Here is a 20,131-nt window from a genome sequence, read left to right on the forward strand (position 1 = left end):
AGTTACGGTAGCTGAATCTTCCGGACATATTGCAGTGGCAGCAAGGGTGTATGTATAAGTTCCGGCATTATCAATAGCCGGATCAAAAACCCCCGTTCCGCTGTCTAAGGCGGGCAACCAAGTTCCCCCTGTATCTGGAGTACCACCAAGCAGGGTAAACAAATCAACTGGTGGATCATTTTCACAATAAAGTGCATTCCCATTTGTTCCTGCATCTGGAGCTTGTTCTACATTAACTTCTACCGTGGCTGAATCAGGGGAAGTACAAGGATTAGTAGGATTTACGGTATAGGTATAGGTTCCTGCGGTATCATTAGCAGGGTCAAAAACACCTGTGCCGCTGTCTAAAGCTGGCAACCAAGTACCCCCAGTATCAGGATTCCCTCCTAAAACTGTAAACAAATCTATAGCAGCATCTGTACTGCAAATATCAATTTGACCATTTTCTCCTGCATTAGGTTCTTCTTGGACGCTTACAGTAATTGTGGCAGATTCATTAGGGCATGCATTTTGTCCCGTCACTGTATATGTAAATACAAATGATCCAGGATTGAGTAAAGTAGGATTTAAGGTTCCACGATCTCCGTTGTTAAGAGTAATTGGACCTGTCCATACTCCACCATTATCTGGGGTTCCTCCTAAAATATCAAAAAGATCAATAGTAGAAGTTGCGTCTTCACAAATATCAAGATTTGCATTTTCACCAGCATCTACTGCAGTGTCAAATCTTACAATAGTAACAAAACGATCTTCACTTTCACATGGAAAATTAGTTTGTGTTGCAAAATAGTCTTCATTTTCAATTAAAGGTGTTCCAGGATCTAGGGGTATTGTAGAAGTGTTCGTGTCATACCAAGTGATATCGGTTCCGTTTGCAGTTAAATCGGCTACAGTAAAGACTATAGGATTGTCTAAATCTATACAAAAAAACTGTTCTGGATCGCCAGAAGGAGCACCAGGATCTATGATAGTAATTCTTGTGGGGAGTCTACGACTTGTACATCCATTTTCTGTTTGCTGAACCCAATATGTAAAACCATCTACTAATTCTGTAGTTGTAGGTAGAAAGTTGCCATTGGTTTGTGCGTCATACCATTCAATATTGGTTCCGTCTGCACTTAATTGTGCAACTGTATTTGTATCGGATGAGCATCTGGAAACGGCTACATCTACATTGGTGGGGGGCTCACCAAAAATATGCACTAACACTGGGGTTCTTGCACCGCAATTGCCAGTGCTGTTATCAACATAATAAATAACGTTATCTTGAAGTGGAGTTATAGGAGATAAGGCATTTCCTCCAGTCGGCTGAAAATACCAAGAAATACCGCCACCTTCATCCGTTGCAACCAAAGAACTCACCCTCGGATTATTAATATCACAAAAGGTTTGGTCATTATCTACTATTGTTGGACATTGTCCTAGAACAATATTCAAACAGAGAAGAAAAGCTATATTGAAAAAGGATTTTCCAAAAGTTAACTTCCAAGTAATTTTCTTCATAAAGAAATTTTTAAAATATTACTTAAAACCTTGCAGTAAGGTACTTTTGGACAGTAAAAAAGCAATTTTTCTCTCAGATTACGGTTTTATTGTCGTTTTTTTCGACTAAAAGCGTAATTAGTCGGTCAAAATGTTAAAAAAAAAAATTTTTTTTAACAATTTTTTAGTGAGTTTTTTAGTTTAAAATCTGGTTTTTTGTAGAATGATGAAAAAGTATATAATCCTTTTGTTTCTATTGCCTTTATGGTCTATTGGGCAATCTTCTTTACTTTCTAATGCGGATAAATTCATAGAAACGAAACAATTTGCAAAGGCGGAAGAAATATTACTAAATGCGCTTTCCTCGAATGAAAATAACACTGAATTACTAGAAAGAATAGGAGACGTTTATGGGCATCAAAAAAAATGGGATAAAGCGGCTGTTTATTACAAAAAAATCAGAGATTTAAAACCCAAAGTTGCGAATTATCATTACAAATATGGTGGCGTTCTAGGGATGAAAGCCTTAAAAAATAAAATGAAGGCTATTGGACTTATTGGTGATATCAAGTCTTCTTTTATGAAAGCAGCGGAGTTAGATTCTAAACATATAGAGGCACGATGGGCGTTGGTTGAATTATTTATGCAATTGCCAGGCATTTTGGGAGGAAGTAAAAAAAAGTCTTTGAAATATGCAGAGGAATTACAGTCGTTATCGATGGTAGATGGTTATTTAGCGAAAGGTTATATTTATGAATATGATAATAAGTTTGAAAAAGCAGCATATTATTATAAGAAAGCAATTTCAGTAGGCGGTTCCATTACTTGCTACCAAAAGTTAACTGATTTGTATGAGAAAAAAATGAATAAACCTGAGGAGGCTATTAGCACTATAGAAAATTCCTATTCAAAGCATAAACAAAATGCTTTGCACTATCAAATAGGTAAAATAAGTGCAGATTATAATGTGCAATTGGATAAAGGTATTAGGAGTATACAACAATATATTAAAAACTATAAAGTTTCTGATGGAGTTCCTTTAGAATGGGCCTATTATAGAATAGCAAAAATTTACAGACATGATCGGGACGTTGCTAATGCGATTTTATGGGTTAATAAAGCATTGGATATAAGAAAAGATTTTAAAGAAGCATTAAAGGAAAAAAAACTAATTCAAAAATTGAAATAGCTTATTGCAATACTTCTAAAGAATTTTCATTAACAATTACATCTGTATCTTCTTCCAGTTCAGAAATGAATCTTGGTAAATCTGTTGGCTTATACATGGAAGGATATAAATATTCATTAATAATAATTGCAGGAGTAAACATAAGTTCATTTTCTGCATTTTCAGAATATTGCTGTTGAAGTATTGTCATTATTTCAGGATTTAATTCTTGTGAAGTCTTATACTTCGCAAACCAAAGATCCTTATCCTTATGCAAGAACCAAAAATCCATAGCGTCTAATAAGGCCTCTCCTCCTTTTTCTTTATATATTTCAATGAATCCTTGATGCAATAATTTACTTGAAAGAGCTGTTTTTTCTGTGTGAATGTTAAACCTCAAACTTATTCCAGTTTCCATCCCGTTTCTTTTGATAATCGTATGAATCGCCTCATGCGCTCCTTCACAAAATTTACAAAAAGGATTTGTAATTACGCTAATTTGCAAAGCTGAAGAAGGATTTCCTAACGTTATTTTGGACGACATAATTATGGGTTCTACCTTGCGTGTAGCCTTTAAAGCATTTTTAAAAAGGCTATAATTTCTTTGGAATCTCATAGCATCTAATTTAAAAGATTTCAAGGCAAAGAATTCTTTAATAAACGGTTTTATATGCAACCATAAACCTGTGAAAAATAGGTAAATACATGCGGTAGCAAGTAATCCTATAATGTCCAGATGTAAAGAAACAGATTCTAGAAGCGTTCCTAAGGTGATTAATTGGGCATAAATAATGGCAACAATCCCTAGACAAACAGGACACCATTTTTTGGCAATATTGTATTGATAATGTAATGAAAAGAGAGTTATTGGTATTGCAATGGCCAAAGATAATAAGGTACTTTGTAAAAAGGTATTTTGATATACACCAAGACCTAAAATTAGAAATGATATTAGTTGTGATGGAAAATAAATAATACTAATATCACTCAACCCTAGTGTTCCAAAGAACTTGACCTTTGCCGAGCTAATTACTGAATGACAATCTGTATTTGAAGATGAATTACACACCCCGGAACTAATAGTATTCTTTATACCAAATTCTTGTTTTAGTGCCTCAAAAGCTAGAAAAATACCTAATAATGATAAAAAGGCAAAACCGCTAAATGAAAATGGAAAGTCACGAATTGTCATCGTGAGCAACCCAATTAAAATAAGTGCAATAAGAGGCATTAAATTTGTTATTGAATTTCTTTTTCTAATAGTTTGAACTGTATCTTTAGTTTGCTCTGCGATTAATACAATTCCTGACCACAAATTCAAAAAGTTTGCCTCATCAATGGTATGCATGGAACCATCCAAAAAATATTCGACTCCATTTGTTTTTTGTTCAACAAAACTTAGAAAAGGAGCCTTTTCCTTAGGTTCTAATAAGGCAATAAAACGATCTGGTATATTTTTAAATTGATCCTTAGGCACTCTAGTGGCAATATTATCAATATTGAAAAAACTCAAAGACTCGCTAAAGGAAAGTAAGGAAGGATAATCTGGGTGCGTTTCCGTTTGAAATTTATACTCTTCAAAATCAATAGTGATCTTCTCCTTCTTTAAGTATTGAATCATAAATTCAATAGGGTTTTCATCTTTCATAGGGCTATCAAATTTTTACATATATAAATGTAAGTAAAATTGCATAAAAAAACCCGAATTATCGGGTTTTATGTTTTTAGGCTAATTGTATTAGCATTTGTTCCAACATTCTTGCACCGAAGATACACAACCATAATCAACACCATTACAAGTGCAACTAATACAATCGCCATCAATTGCAAACCTTCCTCCTGAAATTGTCTTCATTTCATTTCTGGATAATTTTTTTGACATAGCATTTGTGATTAACTTTTTCATAACATTAAGTTTAATTTAGCTTACTCTTTTTAGGCTTTTCAGCTTTCACCTTTTTCAGTACACAAATGAAGGTGAAAACTTACAATTTAATAGTTAAGCTATTCTTAATTAGTACTAATTTAAGATAATTGAGATCATTAGGGTTATTGCATATTTTCATAGAATATAACAGCTTTGACTCATAATCATTTTATATTTGCAACAATAAATGCAAGCTCAATGAAGTTACATTTCATAGCAATAGGGGGTAGTGCAATGCATAATCTTGCAATAGCGCTCTATAGTAAAGGATATCAAATTACGGGAAGTGATGACGTAATCTTTGAACCGTCTAAATCTAGATTGGAGCGCAAAGGAATCTTACCAGAATCATTTGGGTGGTTTCCGGAAAAAATTCACGAGTCCTTAGATGCAGTAATTTTAGGGATGCACGCAAAGCCTGATAACCCTGAATTGCAAAAAGCTCAAGAATTAGGAATTAAGATTTATTCTTATCCCGAATTTTTATATGAACAATCCAAGCTTAAAACAAGAGTAGTTATAGGTGGGAGTCATGGTAAAACCACTATTACAGCTATGATTCTTCATGTTTTACGCTATCATGAAAGAGACGTAGATTACATGGTTGGAGCACAGTTGGAAGGATTTGAAACTATGGTACATCTTACTGCTGACAATGATTTTATTGTATTGGAGGGAGATGAATATCTTTCGTCACCCATTGATCGCAGACCTAAGTTTCATTTATATAAACCTAATATAGCTTTGTTAAGTGGGATTTCATGGGATCATATAAATGTGTTTCCAACTTTTGAAAATTATAAAAATCAATTTGAGATATTCATAGATACGATTACAAATGGCGGAACTCTTACCTATAACGAAGAAGATGCAGAGGTAAAAGAAATAGTGGAAGCATCTACAAAAACCATTCGTAAGCATCCTTATAAGTTGCCAGATTTCTCCATAATTGAAGGAACAACGTATCTCAAAACACCTGAGGGTTTGATGCCTCTGGAGGTTTTTGGAAAGCATAATTTGAGTAATCTTGCAGGTGCTAAATGGATTTGCCAGCATATGGGTATAGATGAATCTGACTTTTATGAAGCCATAGCATCATTTAAAGGAGCAGCTAAACGTTTAGAAAAAATAGAGAACACAAGGAACTTGCCTATTTTTAAAGATTTTGCACATTCTCCTAGTAAGGTTAAAGCTACGGTAAATGCGGTGAAAGAACAATATCCTGATAAAAAATTAGTAGCCTGTCTAGAACTTCATACCTACAGTAGTCTAAACTCATCATTCATAGAAGAGTATAGAGGTTCACTGAATTCTGCAGACAATGCATTAGTATTTTATACACCGGAGGCACTTGAAATAAAAAAATTGGAGCCTATTGATGAGCATCAAATAAAGGAAGCATTTGGAAGAAAAGACCTTTTAATAGAAACTAATGCGGACAGGTTTAAAGAATTTTTAATGAATAGCAATCTTGAAAATAGTGTACTATTACTTATGAGCAGTGGAAACTATGGAGGATTAGATTTTAATTCTTTAAAAAGTTTGTAACCGAGTTATTACAAAATATGGTAGCTACATTATATTTTAAGTTAACTTTCTTTAGGAGTTAGGAGTGTCGTGAATAGGTTGAGGTTCTTTTAGTAGTATCAAAAAAGAATAGAATAACTCCAATAAGTATCATTGAATCTCTTCCTTATTTACATTATGGTTTCTCTTCGTGCATCAATCCACATAAGTAATAAGAAATTCATCCCTAGAAAAATTTGACTTACAGATTCTATACCAAAAAGGTAAGATAAGTTCTTTTATGGCTTATATAAATGATTTCAAAACAGCAAATTAAACTCCAAATTGTTTAAGGTATTGATTTAGATGTTTAAATTTCACTTGGTTCATTGATCTGGAGTAAATTTCCTAAACAGTTGGTGTAGTTGCCATACTTGATGTTCTTTTCTTTTATGAAATTGTTCAATAAGAATTAAGAGTTCTTTTTTATTTTCAAGATCATGTTCTCTAGTAATTATAAAGCTTTTAAGAGTAGGTAAGTTATGTTTCCATGGTTTATTATCATATAGAGACGACTTAAAAAACTGAAATATTATTTTGCTTAGTAGATTTGTTTTGAGGTTACTGTTTTTTCTAAGAATTTTAGCAATGGACCTTTATAATGCATAAAATTTGTGATGGTATTATTTAATCCTCATTCCCTTTCAATGTACACTATAATTAATTTAATTCTCTCCACAATAGAAAATAAGTGTCTTTTTAGAAAAGTGATTGTATAGATTCAATGTGAAATTGAAAAAAATTTACAATAATTTTATAAATTTGAAAATGAAAGAAAAATCAACATATTATAGCATAAAAAACTGGTCTAAAGCAGATCGTCCTCGTGAGAAATTATTAGATAAGGGTGCTCCTGTTTTGAGTGATTCAGAATTATTGGCTATTTTGATAGGAAGTGGCAGTAGGGCCGAAAGTGCTGTAGATCTTGCAAAACGTATTCTGTTTTCAACGGAAAATAATCTCAATATATTAGGAAAACTTTCTGTAGAAAACCTACAAACTTTTAAGGGTATTGGTGAAGCGAAAGCAGTAACAATAGCAGCGGCTTTAGAGTTGGGTAAAAGAAGAAGGTCTCAGGGAAATCCAGATAAGTCACGAATAAGCTCAAGCCATGCAGCTTTTGAGTTTCTTCATCCTATAATTGCAGAATTACCTCATGAAGAATTCTGGATTATATATCTAAATAATTCAAATAAAGTGCTAAAATCTTTTCAGGTAAGTAAAGGAGGTATCACAGGAACACTAGTTGATGTTAGAATTATTCTTAAACAAGCATTAGAACTTAGCGCTACCTCTTTAATTGTTGCCCATAATCATCCTTCTGGTACATTAAGACCAAGCGATTCTGATAAAAAACTTACCTATAAATTAAAAAAGGCTTGTGAAAGTCTGGATATAAAAATTCTTGATCATCTTATTGTTACGGAAAAAGCGTATTTTAGCTTTGCTGACGAAAACTTATTGTAAATATCAACGCTCTAAACAAAGAATATATGTCAGTCTTAACTAAACATGCTCTTAGTATATACGCATAGAATTACACCTCGCTTTACTTATATTGTGAAGCATATATTTCATAAAATGATGGGAGTAGAGGTTACTTTTACGAATAAAGTAGAATCCTTTATTGCTCATACAGGACCTAGAATTACATATACAAAACAGCCATTACAGAATGAATTTTTTATAAGAAGTCACGATCTTTTATTTGAACAAGGTATTGCATCTATAGATATTAAAATGTTTGAGTGGAATGGGATTCCTTGTTTTTTTCCAACAAATGAGCGCAGTGATATTCCTTATGATATTTTTGCTGCGGGCTTTTATTTACTAAGTAGGTATGAAGAGTATTTACCGCATGTAAAAGATAGTCACGGTAGATATCCCGCAGAAGAAAGTCTTGCATTTAAGCAAGGGTTCTTACAAAAACCAGTAGTAGATTTATGGATAAAACAGTTCACTGTTTTACTCTTAGAGCGATTTCCTGACTTACAAGTAAAATTGCGTAAATTCTCTTATGTTTCGGTTATTGATGTAGCTATATCCCATTGTTTTAAGCATAGAGGAATTTTAAGAACTTTAGGAGGTACTTTATTGGATCTTACCTCTTTTAGACTAAAAAGAATTTTCAAAAGATATATGGTATTACTGGGTTTAAAAAAAGATCCATATGATAATTTTCAATCGCTTTTAAAGCTTCATACTGAAAATAAGATAAAAGCAATTTTTTTTATTTTAATTGCAGATTATTCTAAATATGATAAGAGCATTTCCATCTTTAACAATAATTTTAGGTCTTTAATTAAGTCTATAGCAGACTACGCTATTGTTTCTCTAATGGGGTCTTATGATTCTTATGAGAATATATCTAGTTTAAAAAAGAATAGAGCCACATTAATCGAACTAATTAATAGACCAGTTAAGAGAATACGACTTCGCTATAATCGGGTGAATATACCAGAAACTTATAAGCTACTGGTAGATGCCGAATTTAATGAAGACTATACCATGGGGTATACTCGATATCCAGGTTTTAGAGCAGGAACTTGCACTCCTTTTTATTTTTACGACATAAGTTATGAAGTGCAATTACCGCTAAAGATTAATCCATTTTGTATTCATAATTATTCATTTTTACAATTTAGAACAGAGGATGAGATTAGATCCTTAATCGCTCGTTTATTTAACGAGGTAAGAAATGTAAAAGGTGATTTTATTACTGTATTTTCAAACAGTATGTTAGGAAATTCAGTTGTACATAATAACCAAAGAATTTATGAAGAACTCATTAAAACATTAGGTAGTGAAAAATACAATAACTGATATTTTTTTTGATTTAGATCATACTTTGTGGGATTTTGAAAAAAATTCTGCACTAACTTTTGAGACTATTTTTGAAGAACAAAATATTCAAATAGCTTTAGATGAATTTTTAGAAGTATATGTTCCTCTTAACTTTAAGTATTGGAAGATGTATAGAGAAGAAAAAATAAGTAAATCTCAATTAAGATATTCAAGATTGAAAGTTAGCTTTGACACTTTGAATTTTGATGTTGAAGATGATCTGATAAACGACTTGTCAAAACGCTATATTGAAGTTTTACCAGAGCAGAATAACCTTTTTGTTAATACCGTAGATATTCTTAATTATCTTAGAGAACGTTACACATTGCATATAATCACCAATGGTTTTGAAGAAATTCAAGAAAAAAAATTACAAAATTCTGCTATTAGGTCTTTTTTTCAGAATGTAGTTAACTCAGAAATGGTAGGGGTGAAGAAGCCTAATCCTCGTATTTTTGAGTTTGCATTAAATAAAGCTGGAGTAAGCGCAGTTAAGTCAGTGATGGTGGGAGATAGTTTAGAAGCCGATATTTTAGGAGCTAAGAATGTAGGAATGCAAACTATTCACTTCAATTCTACCAACGATCCTATTCATGAACATGGTATCATTGTAAAAGAATTATTAGAACTTAAAAATTACCTTTAACATTAAAAATAGCTTAATGAGAAAAATAGCATTCTTAGTTTTAGTATTAATCAGCGTTTTTTTAAAAGCACAATCTTCTGTGAACGATTATAAATACGTAATAGTTTCTAAGAGATTTGATTTTCAGAAAAGTGAAAATCAATACCAGTTGAATGATCTGACAAAATTTCTTTTTAAAAAGTATAATTTTAATCCCGTTTTTGAAGGCGATCTTCCTGAAGATTTATACCGAAATAGCTGTCTGGGATTAAAATCAGTTATCGTAGATGAATCCAGTATGTTTGTCACTAAGCTTAAGGTAGAACTTAGAGATTGTCAAAACAACCTTGTTTATACCTCTAAAATTGGAAAAAGTAAAGAAAAAGAATACAGGGTTACCTATCAGCAGGCAATAAGAAGAGCTTTTGAATCTTTTGCAAGTTTAAAATACCAATATACACCTTCTAACATAGCAACTAATAGTGCTTATAAAATTGAAAAGGAAAATAAACTTTTAGAAGAAAAAGAGGAACAGAAAATAAAATCGGCAACCACTTTAGAGGTGGAGGAAAAAAACACTCCAAATTTAAAGGAAGATGTGAGTTTAGAAACTACTACTACTAAAAAATACCCTGTTTTGTATGCGCAACCAAACAAAGTTGGATTTCAGTTAGTTGATACAAGTCCCAGTATTGTTTTTATTATTTATAAGACAAGTAAAAAGGATTTATATCTTTTAAAGGATGAGAAAGGTATCTTTTATAAAGAAGGTGCAAATTGGATAGCTGAATTTTATGATAACGACCGGGTGATAAAAAAAGTATTTACTGTTAAATTTTAGTAATTATATTTTTGTCTCCATCTGGATGCAAGAAAATCTCTGGTAGCTTTCTCTCGAGTGCTTTCTCCAGGTTCATAAAACAAGGTGCCTGATAATTCATCAGGTAAGAATTCTTGATTAATAAATTGACGCTCATAATTGTGAGCATACTTGTAACCTTCACCATAGCCCAAGTCTTTCATGAGTTTAGTAGGAGCATTCCTTAAATGCAATGGAACACTCAAATCTCCTGTCTTTTTTACCGCTGAGATAGCTTTGTTAACAGCATTATAAGTAGCATTGCTTTTAGGCGAAGTAGCTAGGTAAATTGCACATTGGCTTAGTATAATTCTGGCTTCTGGATATCCTATAGTGGTTACAGCTTGGAAGGCATTATTGGCAATAACTAGAGCAGTTGGGTTGGCATTTCCAATATCTTCTGAGGCAGAGATAAGGAGTCTTCTTGCAATGAATTTTACATCTTCTCCACCTTCAATCATTCGAGCAAGCCAGTAGACTGCTCCATTTGGATCACTTCCTCTAATAGATTTAATAAATGCAGAGATAATATCGTAATGTTGTTCTCCTGTCTTGTCATAACGAACTGTATTTTGTTGAACTCTTTTCATCACTAACTCGTTCGTGATTATAATCTCGTCCGAATTTTCAGAATTAATAAGTAACTCAAAAATGTTTAACAATTTTCTTCCATCTCCTCCAGAAAGTCTTAGTAAAGCAGCTGTTTCTTGAAGGATTATTTCTTTATCTTTTAGGCTAGGGTCTTTTGTAATAGCTCTTTCTAATAATGCAGTAAGGTCTTCCTTAGAAAATGGTTCAAGTATATAGACTTGGCATCTGGAAAGCAACGCAGGAATCACTTCAAAACTAGGGTTTTCTGTAGTAGCTCCTATTAAAGTAACCCATCCTTTTTCTACTGCTGCTAGCAGTGAATCTTGTTGCGATTTACTAAAGCGATGAATTTCATCAATAAATAAAATGGGGTTTTTAGCTGTAAAAAGCCCTCCGCTACCTTTAGCTTTTTCAATTACTTCTCTCACATCTTTTACTCCTGAACTAATAGCACTTAAGATAAAAAATGGTCTTTCAGATTCCTTTGCAATAATATTAGCAAGGGTAGTTTTGCCAGTTCCAGGCGGTCCCCATAATATGAGAGATGGTATAATACCCTTTTTAATTTGTTGCGTGAGCGCTCCATTTTCACCCACTAAATGAGACTGACTTATATAGTCTTCCAATACTTTGGGTCGCATTCGTTCTGCTAAAGGTTCATTCATAATTCAAATTTACTAATATTTGTATGACATTTTTTCACGAATTCTTGTTTTGGATTCGTTTTTGAGTTTACAGTGGAAATAAGATATATGAAAAGAGCGCCTAATTTTAAATTTTCTAACGAGGTAATTCTAGTTCCTTTCTTTACAGTACTCTTATTGTGGATTATCTATTGGTTTGAGTTTAAGTTTGGTTTTGACTTTACAAAATATGGTATCTACCCGAGGTCTCTTAGTGGTTTAAGAGGGGTTATCCTTTCCCCATTTATACATAGCTCGGTGAAACATCTTTATAACAATAGCTTTCCTACCCTCATTCTCATGAGCGCACTACTATACTTTTATAGGACGATTAGTTTAAAGGTGCTGGTTGTGGGGTGGTTACTTTCTGGATTACTTACATGGATTATGGCAAGAGAAGCTTATCATATTGGTATAAGCGGAATGATATACCTATTGAGTAGTTTTATTTTTTTTAAAGGTATTTTCACCAAGTATTATAGATTAATAGCAGTATCTCTAATAGTAGTTTTTATTTATGGAAGCTTGGTTTGGTATCTTTTTCCAGTAGATGACCGTATTTCCTGGGAAGGACATCTTTCTGGTTTTTTGGTAGGATTTGTTCTAGCGCTCCTATTTCGTAATAAAGTTGAAATTAAGGAAGCTGCAAATGAAGAATCTTTATTTTATGAAAAAGATGATCCCTTTTTAAAACATTTTGATGAAGATGGAAATTTTATTCCTACCAGTGAACTTGAAAAACTAGATCAGGAAGAAGAATTGGAATAATTTCTTTGTCTTAAGACTTCATATAAAATGACACCACAGGCCACCGAAACATTAAGTGAACCTATTTTTCCCTTCATTGGTAGCATAGCTAATTCATCTGTTATTTTTAAAACAGATGCAGAAATACCAGTATCTTCCGCTCCCATTACAATTGCCAAAGGAGTATTTAGGGATATTTGATAGATACTTTGTGATGTTTTTTCGGTGGCAGCAACCACTTTTACTCCAGAAGCTTGCAGATAGTAAATAGCATCTTTAATATGCGCTGTTTTACAAATTGGAATATTAAAAATCCCACCGGCTGATGTCTTAACTGTATCTGCATTCACAGGAGCCCCACCTTTTCTGGGGATAATTATCGCATCAACACCTGTACATTCTGCTGTTCTAATAATGGCTCCAAAATTTCTTGTATCTGTAACCTGATCTAACAAAAGGAAAAGAGGATTGGATTTTGATTCAACTATTTGGGATACTAACTCTTCAAAATCCACGAAACGTATAGGCGCTATATTGGCAATAGCACCTTGGTGATTCATTTTAGTGATTCGATTTAATTTTTCAATGGGAACATATGAGAATGGAATTTCTTTTGACTTAAGTAGGTGTTCTAACTCAGAAGATAGATTGCCTTTAAGCCCATTTTGTAAGAAGACTTTGTCAATATCTTCGTTTGCATGAATGGCTTCCATAATTGCGCGGATTCCAAAAATTTGCGTACTTTTTTTCATAGCGATAAAGGTAGATAAAAAATGGTTTATGATCTTCGTAAAGTACTCATTCTTCAAAATAGTAGTAGATAAAAAAAGAGACCACCTATTTTCAGGTGGTCTCTATTATTTCTTCATAATGGAAGAATACTTACTATCCGTTACAAATATTTAGAACAATAGTTCCAGGAGTTGGCCCAGGGCCATCAGCAGCAGCTGTTTCTCCAGTTGGAGCTATTAATTCATAGGTGTGTTCTTCTTCGAAACTTCCGGGAGTATAAGACCATTCTAGTATGGTAGCACCATTAGGAACTGTAATAGTAAAGCTTCCTGAAGAACCATCTGTAATGGTATAATCAGTACTTACTCCATCGATATTTACAGTTATGAATGCACCATCCCACCCATCTCCAAAGCTATCCCTTAGTGTAAGGGAGTAATCACCTGGAACTGGTGCTGTTGGAACACATTTTACACCAACACCATATCTAAACGGTGAGCGAAAGAATGAACCAGACTGAACTGCACCAGATACATCTGTAAAAGTAAATGATCTTCCATCGGTTAGATTTAATACAAACTCCATATTAAATTGATCACCACCATTAAGTTGACTTCCATCAAGGCCTAATGCCGTTCTTACTGAATTAAGTGAAATAGAAAAGGTAGTACGTGGTAATCCAAATGGGCCTGGTGAAAAGGCACTTACATCAATGGTAGTTACATCTGTTGAAGCTACAGAATTATCTGTACCATCATCAAAGTTATCAATAAAGGTAGCCTTTACATCTACAGAGGCTAAAAGCCCTCCGTTTTGAGTATCTTGCTCTTCAAGTTCAATAATAAACTCAGAAGTATCGTCAAACACATTAAATGAACCGCTTACTACATCAACGGTTCTTAATACCGCACCACGGGTAACGTTCTCAAATAAGGTGTCTATTGCATTGTCATCTGAACTACAGGAAATGGCCATAGCAGAAAGACTCAATGCAACTATTTTATTTATTTTTTTCATTTTCTAGATAGATTTTAAATTAGTTAGCTACCGGGAAACCTGGTGATCCGGGATTGATATCCCAGAATACCTGACTTGTTACATTGGTTTTCTGTTGAATCGATGCATTGTTAAGTGCATTTTGAGGGTATCTTAACGACCTTATGAAACCACCTGGTTGTGGTTCTCTGTTTGGTTGAAGCGTAGTAGGGTATCCTGTTCTCCTATAGAAATTATAGTTCATAGTACCATTACCAAATGCAGCTACCCAGTATTGCTCGGCCAATATGTTCCAACGTTCTTCATCGGTAGTAGCATCTTCAAATGCATCATCCACAAGATCAGTGTGATCTGCAATTTCAGTCATGGAAGGTGCAAAAGATAAATCTGCACTAGAATCTTTAGGACCAAAGGTTATTACTTTGGCAACAGATTTATCAAGACCGTCTAAAATGAACTGTTTTGCATCGCCGGGGTTCCCAGCAACCATTGCCATTTCAGCTCTCATGAAATCAACTGTAGATGCTAATAGTAATGGCGTTATACCTGCACCTCCAGCACCGGCACCTTGTTCAACACCTTCAAATCTGTCATCGTCAAAAGCCCCACCGGCCGGGTAGATACCATAAGCAGTTCTTAATAATCCATCCGGTGGAATTCCTTCATCATCACCGTGGTCTCTTCCCCAATATCCATTAGCTAAACTACAGAAAGTGAAACCACCATCAGTATAGTGTAAAGGTGCATCTTGGAGTGAACATCTCAATGTTTCTTCGTCTGGATCTGTACCGCCCTCCCCTGGAAGAACAGATACTTGTCTGTAGAAGTAATAACGAATGCGAGGATCACCATTCTCTTGCATATAATTCATCAACCAGTTAGACATATAAGTGCCAGCACCAGTTGGAGTATAATTACTTATATAACTAGGGTGTCTTGTATCTGGGAGTACTTCATTTATTCCCCAATTAAATTCAAAGTCTTCTGAAGTACTGGAAATAAAATCTCCAGTGTCAACTATCGCTTGAAAAGCTGCTGCTGCTCCTGGATCAACTAGTCTGCGCTGAAGATAAATTTTCATCTTTAGTGTATTTGCCAATTTTACCCAGTTATCATAATCACCACCATAAAAGAAATCATTTTGAACTTCTAGTAAGTTATCATCTCTGGTAAAATTATTAATAGCTTCGTCCAGTAATGCTAGCGCTGCATCATATAATCCTGCAGCATCATCTAACTTCGGATTTGGATTTGCCAAGCCCTGAATTGCTTCACTATAGGGAACATCACCAAAATAATCTACCAGTGTTACAATAACATCTGCTTCAATAACATTAGCAATACCTAGATGGCGATATTGCCCATCTGCTTCCGCTAGAGGTTGCATCTTTCTAATATCGGCTAAAATATCTTGATATGCCCATTCCCATTCTTCATCAAAGTTTACAGGAGAAAGTGCATTTAAATAATTACGTTCTTGAAGAACCTCCATTCTTACAAGCCGTCCTCCGGTATACCCAAGGTCATCTATTAATTCAGCATATTGAAGCTGAATAGCGTTAAGGAAAAAATCTACATTTCCCTGGTCGCCCGAGAGGAAATTGGGATTATCCCTTAAATTAAGCTCTGTTGTTTCACAAGAGTTTAGCATTAAACCCGAAAACAAGACCAGAGTTATAAATTTATATATTCTTTTCATGTTTGTTGTTTTTTAAATTAGAAAGTGGCTTTTAAACTAAACCCGTATCTTTTTGAACTTGGACCGTTAAGGAAATCAAAACCGGCAGCATTACCTACACCAGCACCTGCAACATTAGGATCAAAGTTTACTCCATCTGGAGTATTAACTGCATCAAACCATAAATTATAACCAGAGATTGTAAAAGATAAAGAACCAAATGGTGTCCTTTCAAGAATTTCACTTGGAACAGAATATCCTAGAGAGACTTCTTGTAATCTTATTACAGTTGCATCATAAATATTTAGTTCTGCCGGACCAAAAAGAACATTGTCAAAATAATAACCTGAATTATTAATCTGAACATTGTTAGGTTGTCCGTTTTCCTGAACTCCAGGCAAAATAAAAGTATTTTCTCTGTCTTCAGTATCGGTAGTTAAACCACGTCCCAATAGCGTTGCTATAGTCTGGCTATAAATATCTCCTCCGTGTACATAAGTAAATAAAAATCCAAAATTGAAATTTTTATAAGAGAAGCTATTTGAAATATTTAGATTCCAGTCTGGGATCGCATCACCAATAATAAAGTTTCCTTCTTCAATGATGTAGTTACCTTGGCTGTTTACTACAAAGTTACCTTCAGTATCACGTTGAATTCTACTTCCAACAATAGACCCGAGCGATTCTCCTTCAATTGCTGCGTTAGCTGCAAGTCCATTAATACCAGCATAAACTAATATTTGAGAATCATTGGCTCCTAAATCGTTTACTACTGCATCATTTGTGGTCCAGTTTGCATTGATATCCCAATTAAGTCCACCTTCTTCGGAAGAACGGAAAATATTAACTCCTAAATCTATTTCAATACCATCACTTTCAATTTCACCTACGTTAGTCTGTGTAGTTAGGAAACCGGAAGAAGCATCTAAATCTTGATCTACAATTAAGTCTTTAGTAATTCTGGTATAGTAAGAAGCATCTAAAGTCACTCTATTATTGAAGAATCTTGATTCAATACCAATCTCAATTTCATCCAGTCTTTCTGGTTTCAAATTTGGATTTTCAACAAATGGGCTAGTTGAGTTTGATACGATAGCTCCGCCTGAATCATCAAGAAATCTTCTGGTGTCTAGTTCTAACCTAGAGGCAACAGGGAATCCTGTAGGGAAGTTTGCAGAAGTACCATAACCACCACGAATTTTCAGATAATTTATATATTCATTATTCTTCAAACCATCAATAATACTGGTAGGAACAAATGAAAAACTAGCACTAGGATAGAAAATAGAACGATTTTCAACTGCTAGATTAGAAACCCAGTCATTACGTCCAGCAACCGTTACATATAACCATCTGTCGTAATCAAATTCTGCTTGTCCATATACACCTACGATATTTCGCTCACTCGTGAATTGTAATTCATCTTGTATTGCAAAATTAAAATGTCTGAATACATCAAAAATTTGCTGTCCTGAACTTCTAACTCCAGTTCTGTCTAAAACTTCTCTTCTAGTGGTAGCACCTAGGTTAAATGAAACCCCAATCTTTTCGCCGAGATCATATTGACCGTTAAGAATAAAGTTATGATCCCAAATAGTATTAGTATCATTCCAAGTTTGGTAGAGACCACTTCTTGTAGTAGTATCTTCTGAAACACCACCTTTATTTTGTTGGTTTGTATTATTAGTACTTGCAACATCTATCCCCAAACGGTAAAGAAAATTTAAATTATCATTAAACTTATACTGAATGGCTCCATTACCAAATACACGATTGGTTACTTGTTGGACCTTTGCATTAAAAACAGTCCATAATGGATGCTGAATACTGTTGTTTTGGCGATAATAAACACTGGCACCAGTAACCGGGTTTTGAAAAGGAAGTCCTTGTACATCTACACTTCTTGGTGTAAAGAAAATATTTGAGAAGACAGAAGAACCTGTACTACCTTCAAAGTTACCAATAGCATCAAATACAGTATTTCCATCACCTGCAGCTACTGGAGGAGAACGGAAATCTGTTCTTGCGTAGTTGATAGTACCGCTAACGGTGAAATTATTACTTAATTCTGCTTTACCACCAAGACCAAATGTGTTACGAATAACTTTGTTTTCAGGGGTAAAACCTTCATCATCAAGATGACTAAAATTCATATTGTAAGATACTTTTCCGTCATCAGAATTTCCTGAGAAATTAAGAGCAGTACTTTTTGCAACCCCTGTGCGGAAGAATTTCTTCGCACTATCATAAGGTCTCCATTCATATCTTGCATCTGCAAATTCAGGAAATGCCTGTGGAATTCCTGTAGAAGCTCCGGCTGTTGAGTAAGGGTGAGGGAGCGTTCCATTTGCATCAAAAGATGAGCTATTACCCCATCCTGCAACTCCATCTCTTTCAAAACTTGGTCCCCAGTTACTAAAGAACCATCCAAAGGATTGGTCAAAACCATTACCATAAGAATCTTGATAATCTGGAAGTGATGCAATTTCATTAAAAAAGACTGATGAAGTAAGTGTTACTTCACTTTTCTTTTTAGAAGCCCCAGTAGAACCATTTTTGGTAGTAATAAGAATAACCCCATTTCTACCAGCGGTTCCATAAAGTGTAGCTGCTGCCAAACCTTTCAATACATTAATGCTTTCAATATTGTTAGGATCAAGATCAAAAAATCTACTAGATCCTAAATTACCATTAATGAAGTCATTTGAACCATCACTGTCTCCATCTCCTGCTCCAGCTGTATTGGTGTCACTATTAAAAGGAACACCATCTACAATAAAAAGTGGTTGGTTACTTCCACTAAATGAACTTAGACCCCTAATAATAATGTTAGTTCCAGATCCTGAAATACCACTTTGTGCTGTGATCTGAACACCAGAGGCTTTACCACTAAGAACCCTTCCAAGATCTCCTTCTGCACGTTGCTCGAGTTGCTCAGATTTAACCTCTGCTATTGCATACCCCAGTGCTTGTTTTTCTCTTTTTATACCCTGAGCTGTAACGATCACTTCTTCAAGTGCCTGCGCATCTTCTTCCATTTGAAGGTCAATGGTGCTAGATGCCCCTACAGTTCGCTCAGTTGTTTTTTGTCCTACATAGGTGTACACTAGTACCTGCCCAACAGACGCTTTGATGAGATACTTTCCATCAAAATCTGTCTGAGTTCCTGTGGTGGTGCCTTGTACAACTATATTAACCCCTGGCAGCGGCAGACCGTCTTGGTCTGTAACCGTACCTGAGATAGTTTTCTCTTGTGCAAATGTAATCTGCACAAGCAACGCTAACAAGAGCGTTAGAAATCCACTAAACTTTGTTCCCATTTTTTAAATTATTTGAATTAGCTAAAGTCAAAAATGATAAATTCAAGTTAAAATTCCAATTTTTTTCCTAACAAAAAGTTAAAAACATTGAGAATTTCGCAATTGTAAATTAAAACGGCCTGTAGGTAGAGAAAAAGAAAAATGAAGTAAATTTTTTATCAATCTGCTAATCAAATATATACATCTGTAGGAATTGAACTATTTATTCCTATTTTTCATAAAACTAATTAAAGTATAAATTTTAGGAGATTATCTGCCAAGTACTCATTTGTTATTGAAAAATGATTATTTTGTTGATGCCAAACATTTTTTGAATTTCAACTTCTCTAATTCGTAGTAAAGAATATGATTTAGCATCAAAAGATACACCTTATTATATAGTATTCTTTTTTAGCTAAAATGGCTATTTATAAATAATATTGAAAATTAATTCTTTACGATTTGAATAATTTAAAAAAAACCCTACCTTTGCAAGCCTTAAAAATAAGGGAATTAATATCTTAAAATAGAATTGTAACAGTAAATTATGCCAACAATTTCACAATTAGTACGAAAAGGAAGAACCCAGATTACTAAGAAGAGTAAATCGGCTGCTTTGGATTCGTGTCCTCAAAGAAGAGGGGTTTGTACGCGTGTTTACACCACAACACCTAAAAAACCAAATTCCGCTATGAGAAAAGTAGCGAGAGTTCGTTTGACTAACGGTAATGAGGTGAATGCGTATATCCCCGGTGAAGGACATAACCTCCAGGAGCACTCGATAGTATTAGTAAGGGGTGGAAGAGTAAAAGATTTGCCAGGTGTTAGATATCACATTGTTAGAGGCGCGCTTGATACAGCTGGTGTTGCTGGAAGAACGCAAAGGAGATCTAAATATGGTGCAAAACGTCCCAAGGATAAAAAATAATCTTTA

General features: G+C 34.2%; 16 protein-coding genes. 8 read left to right on the forward strand and 8 right to left on the reverse strand.

The window, feature by feature from the left end:
- A partial coding sequence (locus tag WBG07_RS14230; RefSeq protein ID WP_461781916.1) for an Ig-like domain-containing protein occupies window positions 1-1,503 on the reverse strand: 1,503 nt, incomplete at its 3' end.
- Window positions 1,504-1,705: 202 nt separating this feature from the next.
- Between WBG07_RS14230 and WBG07_RS14235 the strand changes: the two genes are divergently transcribed.
- Window positions 1,706-2,671, forward strand: a complete 966-nt coding sequence (locus WBG07_RS14235) for a tetratricopeptide repeat protein (protein ID WP_340202192.1) — start codon at window positions 1,706-1,708, stop codon at window positions 2,669-2,671.
- A 1-nt stretch (window position 2,672) separates the two neighbouring features.
- Here WBG07_RS14235 and WBG07_RS14240 read toward each other — a convergent pair whose 3' ends face one another.
- The gene (locus tag WBG07_RS14240) at window positions 2,673-4,298 is read right to left on the reverse strand and encodes a vitamin K epoxide reductase family protein (protein ID WP_340202193.1); all 1,626 of its coding nucleotides are present in this window, start codon (window positions 4,296-4,298) and stop codon (window positions 2,673-2,675) included.
- A gap of 90 nt (window positions 4,299-4,388) precedes the next feature.
- Window positions 4,389-4,556 carry a bacteriocin-like protein gene (locus tag WBG07_RS14245; protein ID WP_340202194.1) on the reverse strand — a complete coding sequence of 56 codons (168 nt, stop codon included), beginning with the start codon at window positions 4,554-4,556 and terminating at the stop codon, window positions 4,389-4,391.
- A 219-nt stretch (window positions 4,557-4,775) separates the two neighbouring features.
- Here WBG07_RS14245 and WBG07_RS14250 point away from each other — a divergent pair, with 219 nt between their 5' ends.
- From WBG07_RS14250 to WBG07_RS14270, 5 genes are all read left to right on the forward strand, one after another.
- Complete coding sequence (locus WBG07_RS14250; RefSeq protein ID WP_340202195.1) at window positions 4,776-6,125, forward strand: UDP-N-acetylmuramate--L-alanine ligase; 1,350 nt, start codon at window positions 4,776-4,778, stop codon at window positions 6,123-6,125.
- A 786-nt stretch (window positions 6,126-6,911) separates the two neighbouring features.
- Window positions 6,912-7,610 carry a RadC family protein gene (gene radC, locus WBG07_RS14255; RefSeq protein WP_340202196.1) on the forward strand — a complete coding sequence of 233 codons (699 nt, stop codon included), beginning with the start codon at window positions 6,912-6,914 and terminating at the stop codon, window positions 7,608-7,610.
- A 45-nt stretch (window positions 7,611-7,655) separates the two neighbouring features.
- Window positions 7,656-8,966, forward strand: coding sequence for a polysaccharide deacetylase family protein (locus WBG07_RS14260; protein WP_340202197.1), 1,311 nt, complete (start codon window positions 7,656-7,658; stop codon window positions 8,964-8,966).
- The gene (locus tag WBG07_RS14265) at window positions 8,947-9,633 is read left to right on the forward strand and encodes a YjjG family noncanonical pyrimidine nucleotidase (RefSeq protein ID WP_340202198.1); all 687 of its coding nucleotides are present in this window, start codon (window positions 8,947-8,949) and stop codon (window positions 9,631-9,633) included. The genes WBG07_RS14260 and WBG07_RS14265 overlap by 20 nt, the downstream gene beginning before the upstream one ends.
- 16 nt (window positions 9,634-9,649) lie before the next feature.
- Window positions 9,650-10,453, forward strand: a complete 804-nt coding sequence (locus WBG07_RS14270) for a hypothetical protein (protein WP_340202199.1) — start codon at window positions 9,650-9,652, stop codon at window positions 10,451-10,453.
- Here the strand turns inward: WBG07_RS14270 and WBG07_RS14275 are convergent.
- On the reverse strand, window positions 10,450-11,727 hold the full coding sequence (locus WBG07_RS14275) for a replication-associated recombination protein A (RefSeq protein ID WP_340202200.1): 1,278 nt from the start codon (window positions 11,725-11,727) through the stop codon (window positions 10,450-10,452). The two genes, WBG07_RS14270 and WBG07_RS14275, sit on opposite strands and share 4 nt — an antisense overlap.
- Window positions 11,728-11,814: 87 nt before the next feature.
- On the opposite strand from WBG07_RS14275, the gene WBG07_RS14280 reads away from it, so the two are divergent.
- Window positions 11,815-12,513, forward strand: coding sequence for a rhomboid family intramembrane serine protease (locus WBG07_RS14280; RefSeq protein WP_340202201.1), 699 nt, complete (start codon window positions 11,815-11,817; stop codon window positions 12,511-12,513).
- On the opposite strand, the gene rlmB is transcribed toward WBG07_RS14280, so the two are convergent.
- From rlmB to WBG07_RS14300, 4 genes are all read right to left on the reverse strand, one after another.
- Window positions 12,492-13,244: a 23S rRNA (guanosine(2251)-2'-O)-methyltransferase RlmB gene (gene rlmB / locus WBG07_RS14285; RefSeq protein ID WP_340202202.1), complete on the reverse strand. Its 753-nt coding sequence runs from the start codon at window positions 13,242-13,244 to the stop codon at window positions 12,492-12,494. The genes WBG07_RS14280 and rlmB overlap by 22 nt on opposite strands.
- A gap of 133 nt (window positions 13,245-13,377) precedes the next feature.
- The gene (locus WBG07_RS14290) at window positions 13,378-14,241 is read right to left on the reverse strand and encodes a hypothetical protein (protein ID WP_340202203.1); all 864 of its coding nucleotides are present in this window, start codon (window positions 14,239-14,241) and stop codon (window positions 13,378-13,380) included.
- A gap of 19 nt (window positions 14,242-14,260) precedes the next feature.
- Window positions 14,261-15,919, reverse strand: a complete 1,659-nt coding sequence (locus WBG07_RS14295) for a SusD/RagB family nutrient-binding outer membrane lipoprotein (protein WP_340202204.1) — start codon at window positions 15,917-15,919, stop codon at window positions 14,261-14,263.
- Between the two features lie 17 nt (window positions 15,920-15,936).
- On the reverse strand, window positions 15,937-19,218 hold the full coding sequence (locus WBG07_RS14300; RefSeq protein WP_340202205.1) for a SusC/RagA family TonB-linked outer membrane protein: 3,282 nt from the start codon (window positions 19,216-19,218) through the stop codon (window positions 15,937-15,939).
- A 526-nt stretch (window positions 19,219-19,744) separates the two neighbouring features.
- Here WBG07_RS14300 and rpsL point away from each other — a divergent pair.
- On the forward strand, window positions 19,745-20,125 hold the full coding sequence (rpsL, locus tag WBG07_RS14305; protein ID WP_340202206.1) for a 30S ribosomal protein S12: 381 nt from the start codon (window positions 19,745-19,747) through the stop codon (window positions 20,123-20,125).
- Window positions 20,126-20,131 lie beyond the last annotated feature (6 nt).

It is taken from the genome of Ascidiimonas meishanensis, from assembly GCF_037782385.1.
Lineage (GTDB): Bacteria > Bacteroidota > Bacteroidia > Flavobacteriales > Flavobacteriaceae > Ascidiimonas > Ascidiimonas meishanensis.